We start from the raw sequence: 10,245 nt of genomic DNA, 5'->3' as shown, positions 1-10,245 counted from the left end.
ATCGTACATTCCTCCTACTATGTAATGAAATCGCTTAAATACCGATCGAATATAATCCGGCGAGCAGCTGTTCTCATGATCCCTTATTTCTCGTAAGAAGGGTACGTTTTCTCGTAGATCTTCAAATGTTCATCCATCCCCATCTTCTTAATCGTGCTTACGTATTCGTCCCACTTGTCGAAGCCGACTTTGCCGGTGATGAACTTCGCCTGCATGTCTTTCATGTAGGTGTTCAGTTCGTTCTCCAATATCCGAATCCGCTCACTGTCCTCGTTCGCGAACACGTTGGAACGGGTACATCGTTCGCTCGGGAGAATGTGTTGTTTTTGTCGATGACGCTCTCCGCCAGAAGAACTTATTAAGCAGACTTCAAAGTGTAAGCTATGAAACTTTTCATAGCGAAAGACAAAGGTGGTCTGTACGGTTACAGGAAATAACTAAGCGTCGTCGTTTTAGAAGAAATCCAGCAAAATACCTTAAAGAGACAGAAAATAAGTATTGTGCGTTAATTGGTCAGTCGTAGAAAAAAATGCAGTCCAAGCTCAATAATACGGGGACTCGGACTGCATGGAAGTGACATTTTCACAGACAAGTTTGAGTCACGCTAAATTCATGTCATGCTTCAAAAGGTACCGGCAGTTCCTTACCCGCCTTGGCCGATAATTCGGTCGTTTCGATCAATGCGATCACCCGGCGCGCTTCCTCAGGCTTCACAATGAGTTCGGCGCCCCGAAGCAGATGATCGGAAATATTATCGTAGTAGGAGGCATGAGAGTCCTTAAGCAGCTCTACTTCTGTAAGCATATTTTGGCCTTCTTGATCATGATACAGGCGAAGCTTGCCATCCCTTGGATTTGCGAGCTCGACCGCCCCCTTCGTCCCCAGGATACGGAATCTCGCTTTTCCGCGCGGGCAATGGATGAAATTTCAATATGGGCAACCTCGCCGTTTTCGAATTCGATTACGCTGTCCACCTGATCTTCATTCGTTTTGTGATGCCAGACCCGGTTATGAATATACCCGCGCACGGATTTGATTTTTCCGGGAACCAGGCCAAGCAAATAATCGATATAGTGCGCCCCCCAGTCATAAAACGCTCCACCTGAGATTTCTTTATTTTCCCGCCACCAATCCTTCGGTACATCATAGCCGCCGCTATACATTTCCACATGGTAAATGTCACCAAGCATCCCTTTCGCGATCAAGTCCTTGACCGTCAAGTACCAGCCGTCCCACCTCCGATTATGGTAAACCGTTAACATAAGTCCTTTCTCGCTCGCCAGCTTGACAAGCCGATGTGCATCCTCCGCGAGGATGCACATCGGCTTCTCCAGGATGCAGTGCTTGCCGCTGGCCAGTACTTGCTCGGCCAAAGCCGCATGCGAATTGTGCGGGGTAATGACCGTCACCAGATTGATATCCGGCTGCGCCAGCAGTTCCTGAACATTCGTATACGTACGTATGCCGGGGAAATCGTGAGCAGCCTGTTCCGTCCGGGCCTGATCCAGATCGCAGGCTGCCATGAATTCGAAGCCTACGCGGTTCATGCTGCCGCCATGCACTTTCCCCATGTTGAACGCGCCGCCGTAACCGATGACGGCTCCCCGAATCTTAGATTGACCGATTGACATCGTTCTTCTCTCCTATTCGTCGATGATTGACCATGAATTGAAAAAATCTATGTAAATGTCAAAAAAATTCTATGCCGTTTGATAAATTTTCCGATTTTGTGCGCGGCATTCTTCCATGACCGCCATCTGCCGCCGGACCTGCTGCGGCTTTACCTACCCTTTTCTGAACATGCTGTACCTCCAATAATCTTTTTTCGTTAAATCATTAACCGGTTACTCCCCTTTTGCCGTCTTGACCTTTTTATCCGCATCATCCACCGCATCTCTCAGAGCGGTATTGATATCCTTCAGCCCCAATATGACCTGATTGAATTGCTCCTCGAAGCTGGCCAAAGTTACGCTGTCATACTTCGTCAGCAAAGTCGGGGAGGCGTTTTTGAGCGGGAACATCGTTTTTACATTTTTTCCTTTTAAATACGGTATATCATCGCCAAACATACCTTGGATCTTCTTGTCTGTGAGTACGGTATACTTGCCGTGGCGCGACGAGAACTGTTGAAATTCATCGGAGGTGAGATACGAGATGACTTCGAATGCCTTCTCCTTCTTCTTGCTCGTATTCGTGATGTAGAAATAAACGGGGATGGGCTGCGAGCCGACTCCAGGCGTTTCCTTGAAGGACGGAAGCGATACAACGTCCCAATTCATCGTATCTTTGTACGTCGTTGTCGCGAAAGCTCCCGTGTTGATGAACATCGCCGTCTCCCTCACCTTGTCGAACAGCTCCCGCTGCTTGGCCAGGGCAATGTTTTCTTTCGTTACTTCGTTTCCGGGAATCCGGTAAAATCTCGAGAAATTTTCCATCAGGCGCTTGAACCCGTCGTCCGTTCCGAGCCTCGCCTTCTCCGTCGCCGAATCGACAGGTTGGAGGGAGAGAGGATTGACGGTAAACATCGCTCCAGCGGCCATCCCGAAACCGCGATAGGAAATACCGGCCTCGGTTCGGTTAAGCTTTTTCGCCAGATCGTAAACTTCGTCCCAGGTCATGCCGTTGCGCGGATATGAAATCCCGAACTTATCAAAAATATCTTTGTTGTAATACAGCACCAATGTATCCATCGATGTCGGCAAGCCGTAAATGCCGCCTTTCGCCAGCTGTCTTTGGCGTTCAATTACCGCCGGATCGAAACGGTTCAAATCAAGGTTGTTTTTTTTGATCAAATCGGACATATCGTACTGCAGCTTCGGATCCAGCACGCCGAAGAACGTGTGTCCGACTGAAGCGTAAATGATGTCCGGTACTTGACCGGCGGTGATCAGGTCGTTAATTGTCGTGCCCTTTCCCGTATAAGCGATATATCGCAAAGTCACTTCTGGGAAATGTTCTTTGATCTTGTTGCCGTAATCATTCATAAACTGTTCTTCGCTCACATTCGATACGGTCTGCCAGATCGATAGCTCTACAGGCTCCTTCCTATTCACATCATTTTTTGCCCGTTCCGCTTCCTTGCGGCTTCCGTTATCCTGGCCTGTGCAAGCTGCAAGCAGCAGAGCAAACACAATCAGTAAAACGGGAAGAGCGGCATACTTCCTGTACCCGATTTTTTCCGTATCCATTAGGCAATCCCCCTTATAATCGTCGTGTTACACTTGCAAATAATACTTTCTGTAAGCGCATTCGAATTTACCATTGAAAACGTCATTTTTGAGTTATTAACCATATTCATCATTTAAACAATTCACTCATCCAATCCCCCCTATCGATCCGATCATATGCTAAAATCTTAATATGAATATTACCGCAGGGACAATGAACAATAACAAAGCTTTTTATATAATTCAATCATTAACCTTCAAAAAAAAATCTCAAGGAGGCCGTTACATGCTTTCTATCAAATCTGTCATTTATGACGATCGCATCGAAAAATGGAGCATCAACGACAAAAAAGTGCCGCATCATATTCTGATTTTCGTAACAAGCGGAAAGGTAGTCTACCATCTTTTGGATCAAGTCGTCGAGCTGAAGCAAGGCGACGTGATGTTCATTCCGGCCGGAACGAGCCGTTCCTGTCAAAACGAAGACAAAGAGCTGCACCAGAAATATTCCACCCACTTCACTTCCGCAGGAAATGCGGATGCCGCTCTTGCTCCTTTGAGGGCAAACGGCTTCTTTACCTGCAAAATCCAAAACGAAATCTACTTTAAGCAGCGGTTTTCCGTCCTTTTAATGCAATGGTTTAACCAAACGTCCGGCAACGAGCTGATTTGCGAAGGAATCTTGACGGAGCTGCTCGGGTGGGTCATTCAGGAACATTCCCGGAAACAAGGCGTGTCCGCGGTCAAGCAGGATCTGATGAATCGGCTGCAGTCCTACATTATTCACAACCATTGCAAACCGCTCCGCCTGTCCGATCTCGCCGATCACATTGAGCGTTCGCCAAATCATGTAACCAAATTGTTCAAAGAAACGCTTGGACAAACCCCGGTTGAATACATTCGTCAAGTCAAAGTATCCGTAGCCTGTGAGCTGCTTAAGAATAGCGGGATGACGATAGCGGAAATATCCGATCATCTCGGGTTTTGCGAGCAATCCCATTTCCACCGCGTCTTTAAAACATGTACCGGACTTGCACCATCAGCCGTTCAGAAAGGACACCCCGTTGCATTCATGCCGCTCAGGGAGATGATTCTTCGCTCCAGGCAAATTTATTATTGATTGAATTGTTCAAATAACAACTTTTCCACTCATGGATGACCGCACGAATATATATTAAAATTTCCCCTGTAGAATCAATTAATCTGATTATTTGTGGATAAAGGAGACGAATGAGCCCCTTCGAACGGCAAGATAATCATGATTAAATCACACAAAAGACGGACAGGAGGAATCAGATGAATAAGCGGAAAATTCGCCTGGAAAACCAATATGTCGGTCTTGCCTTTGACAGCGTGACAGGCGAACTTGTGGAGCTCGTGAACAACATTACCGGCGAAAATCTGTTGAAAAATTGGTTTCGCAATCGCAGTATGCCGTTCGCTCTGATGCTGAGAAAAGGCAGCGAAGAGCCGTTTTGTGTCGGAGCCCCGGCTTCTCGCGAAGCGGCGGTCAATAACAAGCTGAAACCGCACATCAGTTTAGCCTCGTCTGAGGAAGGCATCTCTGACATTCGGATGCGGTACGAATACCTTCACTCCCCCGTCGGGGATCTTCACATTGCCGTGGAGATCGGCGTCCGGATTGTTCCGGGCGATCCGGAGACGGTTTGGACGATCCGGTTGGAGCACCAGGAACCGGATATCGTCGTGGAAGAGGTTCGTTTTCCATGCTTATTCGGAGTGTACTGGGGAGAGACGTGGCAAGACGATACACTTGTCTATCCGTTCAATGCCGGTGAAAAAATTACGAATGCGGTGGAAACATACGCCGCCCCCCCTTCCATCATCCATTGGAAGTGGCAGGATTACAAGTACAACTACTATTTAAACGGAGTCAATTCAAAAAGGGAAAAGGACGGTTCGTTTGTTCGGGAGCATCGATATTCAGGGCCTCTTTCCATGATGTGGCTGGATTATTACAGTGACAGTCATGGCCTCTATCTTGCCTCCTACGATGAGCAATTTCATGTGGCAGGCTTGCATTGCGAAACGTTCGGCCCAGCCGAGCCGGGCATGGGCTTCTATGCCATTCGGTATCCATTCCTGGAAAATGAAGAAACATGGAATTCGGGACGATATGCCGTTGCAATTCATCCGGGAGATTGGCATTGGGGGGCGGACCGGTACCGGGGATGGCGGAAGGGAGTCGGCAGCGAACGCGAGATCGCCGTTCCGGAATGGTTTGCAAAGAGTGCCGGACTCGTAGCCCATTATGACTTCAAATATCAGGATGGAACAATTGTTCATAAGTTTCGGGACTTGCCCCGGCTCTATGAGCAAGCAATTCAAATGGGACTCAATCATCTGCTCCTGTCCGGCTGGCATGTCGATGGTTTCGACCATGGCTTCCCGATTTATCGGCCCGACCCGGAACTGGGCACCGCCGAGGAGCTGGCTGAACATGTTCAGGCGATTCGCCGGAACGGCGGTCATGTGGCGTTTTACATCAATTCGAAATTATTGAATATGAAGTATGAGGAGCTTGCATCATTAAGAGATGATTATGCCGTGCACAACCGTACCGGACTTATGAAGATCGAACGTTACGGCGACGACAACCTTTCTTTTGCCGTCTTATGCAATGGATCGGAAGGCTGGCGGCACTATTTGTTCGAAACGGTTCGCTTTTTGGTGGACAAAATAGGGGCGGACTCGATGTACTTCGATCAGTTGGGAATGTCGCCGCCGCCGTTTTGCTTTCGCGCGGATCATAACCACCGCCACGACGGATGGAATATCGGATATGGTCAGTTTCTGGACCAGGTCAATGAACGGTTCGCCATCGGCTCGATGTACGAGGGTGTTACCGACATTCACGGAAACAAAATATGCGGGCAGCTGATCTCGACATTTTTTTATCACCATAGCGGAGCTTTTCCGGAATTGTACCGGTATACGTTCCCCGATCAGAGGCTGATCGATATGATTTACCCTTCTAAAAAGCAGGCCATGCGTCCTGTACACGTCTCCCAGGTTTCCCGGGACATGATCGACCGGGCGTTTTTGATCGGATGCTACTTGTGGATGTATGACCTTGAAAATGACAACACGTTCCAGAGCGATCCCGACATGCTGAACTACGTGATGAAGGTTGTCCGGCTGCGAAAGCAGTGGCTGGAGCTTTACGGCCAAGGAACATTTCTTGATGATACCGAAATCGTTCATTCGACGTCTGGAGTAACGGCAAAGACCTTCCGTTTTGAAAATCGGGAAACGATTATAACCGTATGCAGCCGGAATCCGGAATCGGCATGGACGATCGATTTCAAACCGAAGGAACGGACTGTGAAGAGTGCTGTTCTGTATGAGTTAGCGACAGATTCTCACGAAGGCGAGCCGGCTTCAAATTGCAAAATACTCAGTGTCACTCCGTTGACGCACGAGGGAGAGCCGATTATGCATATCACCGCAGCATCGGCAAGACTGGCTTTCATTCATATTCTTTACGACGAGATGTAAGGGGCAATGATGCCGGAAATGAACAGCGATCCTACTGAGCTTGTTGTCATTAAGCAGACAAACGCAATACATTTTTATATCAAAGGAACGAATCCGAAAAGCAACCGTTATCTTCATTATCAGTTGAAGCGATTTCAGGTTCCATTCGATGCAGATGCCGTCAAACCGAATCATAACTTGGATGTATGGCGAATGCATGAGGTGTACGAGGTCGAACGAACCGGCGCGTATTCGTTTTCGAACGTCAGATCAGGTCCGATCGTGCACGGAGGCGAATGGGAATGCGCAATCATGGAAAAGGACGCCTCGGATTTCATGGGAGGAAATGCCCACGGGGACGAGATTATGTTAAACGCCCGTTTTTTCTTCGACGATGTGGAGCAGGATCCGAGCATTCCCGGTACATTTACATGCAGATCCATCACTTTTATTTCTCATTCCCGATTATTCCGGGATATCAAGCATCTATCGGCAGGACAATGGATTGTAGATCCGACAAGAAGCATCCCCGTAGCCAAACATTGCAAATTGTTTCGCATCCATTCCAGCCGGATTTGCCTGGACCAAGAGATCGAATGGCTTGTCGACACGGCGCTGAGCCGCTCCTATTTCGCCATGCTGCCGATCAAACGGAAATTACTCGGGGCTTCGGCCGACCAAATAACCGATCGCCTATGCTGCGATTCCGATCCTGAAGCTTACGATATATCCAGGGATGGATTTACCCATGAAGCGAATCGGAAACGTCCCGGTATCAGGAAAGTGATGGCATGGGGAACATCGTCTGGGATTTCCGCCGAACTGGAGATTCAAGAACGGAACGTATGGCTGCCGAATGAAAATCATCACGTCTCGAATGCGGAGCTCTACAACAAATTGTACTTCGACTTCTCCGGAGAATGCAGCGTCAGTCCGGGTGATGTCTGGTTGCAAAAAGCCAAATATGTCCTTAACACGGTAAACTGACGCGATCAATGCCATTTAAGCGACGATTCCTGTTATGCTCAAAGAAGTCTATTAGCAATTTACTTTACGAAAGAGGTGACGGCATTGCAACGTATGGGCATTGGATTACAGTTGTACACCCTACGGGATCATATGGCCGCCGATCCGGCAGGAACGCTAAGCAAAGTAGCGGAGCTCGGTTATGAAGGCGTCGAATTCGCCGGATACTTCGGCACGCCGGCTGTAGAGCTGCGCGCGCTGCTCGATGAACTCGGCCTGAAAGCGATCGGCAGTCACGTAAGTCTATCCAATATCCGCAATAATTTGTTTGGCGAAATCGAGTATCTGAAAACCATCGGCGGACAATATCTGATTTGCCCCCTTGTGCCTAATAGCGAAAGGAAGACTGAGGAAGACTGGACCCGCTTGTTCGCATACTTTCAGGAGGTTGGCGCAGAGGTGCGCAAGCACGGTCTGCAGTTCGGCTATCATAACCACGCATTTGAGTTCGAGAGCAGGATCGGCGGGCAGGTTGCTTTTGATGCCTTGTACGCTTCCACCGGCGCGGATGAGGTGCAGGCCGAGATGGACGTCTGCTGGGTGCAGTACGCGAAGCAGGATCCGCTTGATTACATTGGCCGTTATACGGGAAGGCTGCCGCTGCTGCATCTGAAAGACTTCAACCGCAGTGCGGACAATCGGATGCAGACGCTTGAACTGGGACAAGGCGAAGTAAACTTGCCGGCTGTCATCACCGCTTCGGGCGCGGCCGGGGTCAAATGGCTCATCATCGAGCAGGACAGCTGCCAGAAGCCGCCGCTCGAATGTGTCGCAAACAGCCTGCGCTGGTTGAAGCAGCATTATCCTGTTTCATTATCAAAACCTGAAGGAGACGTGTAACCTTGAGCAAATTGAGAATCGCCGTCATCGGCTGCGGTGCGATCGCCATCCGGCGCCATGTCCCGGAGTATGCGCAAAACCCGAATGTAGAGCTGGTTGCTTTTAGCGACCCTGTCACCGAGCGGGCGGAAAAGCTGGCTGAAACGTACAAAGCACAAGCTTTTGCCGATTATGAAACCATGCTGAAAAATGTAAAGGTTGATGCGGTCAGCGTTTGTACACCGAACGATCTGCACGCTCCTGCCGCAATTGCCGCTGCAAACGCCGGCGCTCATGTACTGGTTGAAAAGCCGATGGCGACAACCGCCGCAGAAGGTTTAGCCATAATCGAGGCTGCCCACCGCAACGGCGTTTATCTGATGGTCGGCCACAACCAGCGGCTGATGCCACCTCATGTGAAAGCGAAAGAAATTTTGGCGTCCGGACGACTCGGCAAAGTGCTGACATTCCGCACCTCATTCGGCCATCCCGGCCCGGAAGGCTGGAGCTTGGACGGCCGAAACAGCTGGTTTTTCCGCAAGGCCGAAGCCGTAATGGGCGCTATGGGTGACCTGGGCGTCCATAAGTCCGACCTGATCCGCTGGCTGCTGGACGACGAAGTAAGCGAAGTAGCCGCTTTTGTCGAAACGCTGCATAAAGCAGGCACGGATGTTGACGACAACTCCATCTGCCTGTTGCGGATGAAGAGCGGAACCATTGGCACGCTTACCGCCAGCTGGACGTATTACAAAGGTCAGGACAACAGCACGGTGCTTTGGTGCGAGAACGGAGTGATGAAGATCGGAACTCACCCGGAAGACCAAGTGATCGTGGAACTGCGAGGCGGGACGATCGAACGGTACAAGGTAGGCGCGATCGCAACGAACGAGAAACAAACGTACAGCGGCGTCATTGATGCCTTCGTCAACAGCATCCTTACCAAGACGCCGCCGGAAATTTCGGGCGAGGAAGGACTGCGGTCTCTTCAGGTCATTTTGGCCGCGTTCGAATCGAAAGCAACCGGCAAATTCATCAAGGTGGAATAAACAACACAAAAACGTACACTTTGCAAGCTGTAGCCGGCATTGCAAGTGTGCGTTTTGCTTCTATGACTTCTGCTTCATTGCAGCTGACGATCACATCGGCGAACCGGCTGCAGCTTGCGTTGCTCGAAGGAATTGAATCTTAACTCTAATACTCTTTTCGCTGAACACGATGAACCTCCCCCACTTACGCTTCGCTAAGAAGTAGGGGTTTCTTACCATTACTTGCCGTAACTTTCTGCAAGACAGYAGGTTGGCTACTATCTCTCGCTACACATGTAGCGGAAACCGAACAGCAAGCTATCGTAAGCAACACTTTTGCAAGTGGGTGGGAACTCACCATCTACTACTTCTARCTCTAGGCTATCCGTAGATACTTGACTTCTTTCGTTTTGCCCAAATCGCGTATATCTCCATGTAGATACTTGGACAAAATCCCCTTGCTACCGAGAACATCTCGATGTTCTTCGTAGCCGCAGAAACATTTGTAATTTCTTGTAAACGTCTTTTTCCTTCTACCGCAACAAGGACATTGTTGACTTGTATAGCTTTCATCCATCGTCTTCATCGTTGTTCCATGTTCTTCGAGCTTGTATTCGAGTTGCTTTTGAATTTTACCAAAACTCCAATTGGATAACTTTTGATTTACGATTTTTCTTCTTTTCTTTTTCGTGTTYCTCTGTACGCCTTCC

At 49.1% G+C, this 10,245-nt stretch carries 10 protein-coding genes; 5 read left to right on the top strand and 5 right to left on the bottom strand.

Annotated elements, in window-relative coordinates:
- Nucleotides 1-83: 83 nt before the first annotated feature.
- From AC1DWB_RS28845 to AC1DWB_RS28830, 4 genes are all read right to left on the bottom strand, one after another.
- Nucleotides 84-284 (bottom strand): hypothetical protein, encoded by a 201-nt coding sequence (locus AC1DWB_RS28845; RefSeq protein ID WP_477544548.1) that lies wholly within the window; start codon nt 282-284, stop codon nt 84-86.
- Between the two features lie 331 nt (nt 285-615).
- Complete coding sequence (locus AC1DWB_RS28840) at nt 616-885, bottom strand: hypothetical protein (protein WP_477544549.1); 270 nt, start codon at nt 883-885, stop codon at nt 616-618.
- The gene (locus tag AC1DWB_RS28835; protein WP_477544547.1) at nt 789-1,631 is read right to left on the bottom strand and encodes a Gfo/Idh/MocA family protein; all 843 of its coding nucleotides are present in this window, start codon (nt 1,629-1,631) and stop codon (nt 789-791) included. Before AC1DWB_RS28835 ends, AC1DWB_RS28840 begins: the two co-directional genes overlap by 97 nt.
- Nucleotides 1,632-1,844: 213 nt before the next feature.
- The gene (locus AC1DWB_RS28830) at nt 1,845-3,188 is read right to left on the bottom strand and encodes an ABC transporter substrate-binding protein (protein WP_477544546.1); all 1,344 of its coding nucleotides are present in this window, start codon (nt 3,186-3,188) and stop codon (nt 1,845-1,847) included.
- 265 nt (nt 3,189-3,453) lie between these two features.
- Between AC1DWB_RS28830 and AC1DWB_RS28825 the strand changes: the two genes are divergently transcribed.
- From AC1DWB_RS28825 to AC1DWB_RS28805, 5 genes are all read left to right on the top strand, one after another.
- Nucleotides 3,454-4,287: an AraC family transcriptional regulator gene (locus tag AC1DWB_RS28825; RefSeq protein ID WP_477544545.1), complete on the top strand. Its 834-nt coding sequence runs from the start codon at nt 3,454-3,456 to the stop codon at nt 4,285-4,287.
- Nucleotides 4,288-4,463: 176 nt separating this feature from the next.
- Nucleotides 4,464-6,686, top strand: a complete 2,223-nt coding sequence (locus AC1DWB_RS28820) for a DUF6259 domain-containing protein (protein WP_477544544.1) — start codon at nt 4,464-4,466, stop codon at nt 6,684-6,686.
- A 6-nt stretch (nt 6,687-6,692) separates the two neighbouring features.
- Nucleotides 6,693-7,652 carry a hypothetical protein gene (locus AC1DWB_RS28815; protein WP_477544543.1) on the top strand — a complete coding sequence of 320 codons (960 nt, stop codon included), beginning with the start codon at nt 6,693-6,695 and terminating at the stop codon, nt 7,650-7,652.
- An 84-nt stretch (nt 7,653-7,736) separates the two neighbouring features.
- Nucleotides 7,737-8,531 carry a sugar phosphate isomerase/epimerase family protein gene (locus AC1DWB_RS28810; RefSeq protein WP_477544542.1) on the top strand — a complete coding sequence of 265 codons (795 nt, stop codon included), beginning with the start codon at nt 7,737-7,739 and terminating at the stop codon, nt 8,529-8,531.
- Between the two features lie 2 nt (nt 8,532-8,533).
- Nucleotides 8,534-9,556, top strand: a complete 1,023-nt coding sequence (locus AC1DWB_RS28805) for a Gfo/Idh/MocA family protein (protein WP_477544541.1) — start codon at nt 8,534-8,536, stop codon at nt 9,554-9,556.
- Between the two features lie 355 nt (nt 9,557-9,911).
- On the opposite strand, the gene AC1DWB_RS28800 is transcribed toward AC1DWB_RS28805, so the two are convergent.
- The coding region (locus tag AC1DWB_RS28800; RefSeq protein ID WP_477544540.1) for a zinc ribbon domain-containing protein at nt 9,912-10,245 on the bottom strand (334 nt) is incomplete at its 5' end.

The sequence above is a fragment of the Paenibacillus sp. P4_E11 genome (assembly GCF_056401635.1).
The sequence above is the reverse complement of the archived record's forward strand: the minus strand, read 5'-3'. Positions and strand labels throughout refer to the sequence as shown.

Bases quoted from the DNA above. Each gene is read 5' to 3' on its own strand.
- AC1DWB_RS28820 (WP_477544544.1), top strand. From the start codon at position 4,464: ATGAATAAGCGGAAAATTCGCCTGGAAAACCAATATGTCGGTCTTGCC.
- AC1DWB_RS28835 (WP_477544547.1), bottom strand. From the start codon at position 1,631: ATGTCAATCGGTCAATCTAAGATTCGGGGAGCCGTCATCGGTTACGGC.
- AC1DWB_RS28825 (WP_477544545.1), top strand. From the start codon at position 3,454: ATGCTTTCTATCAAATCTGTCATTTATGACGATCGCATCGAAAAATGG.
- AC1DWB_RS28815 (WP_477544543.1), top strand. From the start codon at position 6,693: ATGATGCCGGAAATGAACAGCGATCCTACTGAGCTTGTTGTCATTAAG.
- AC1DWB_RS28830 (WP_477544546.1), bottom strand. From the start codon at position 3,188: ATGGATACGGAAAAAATCGGGTACAGGAAGTATGCCGCTCTTCCCGTT.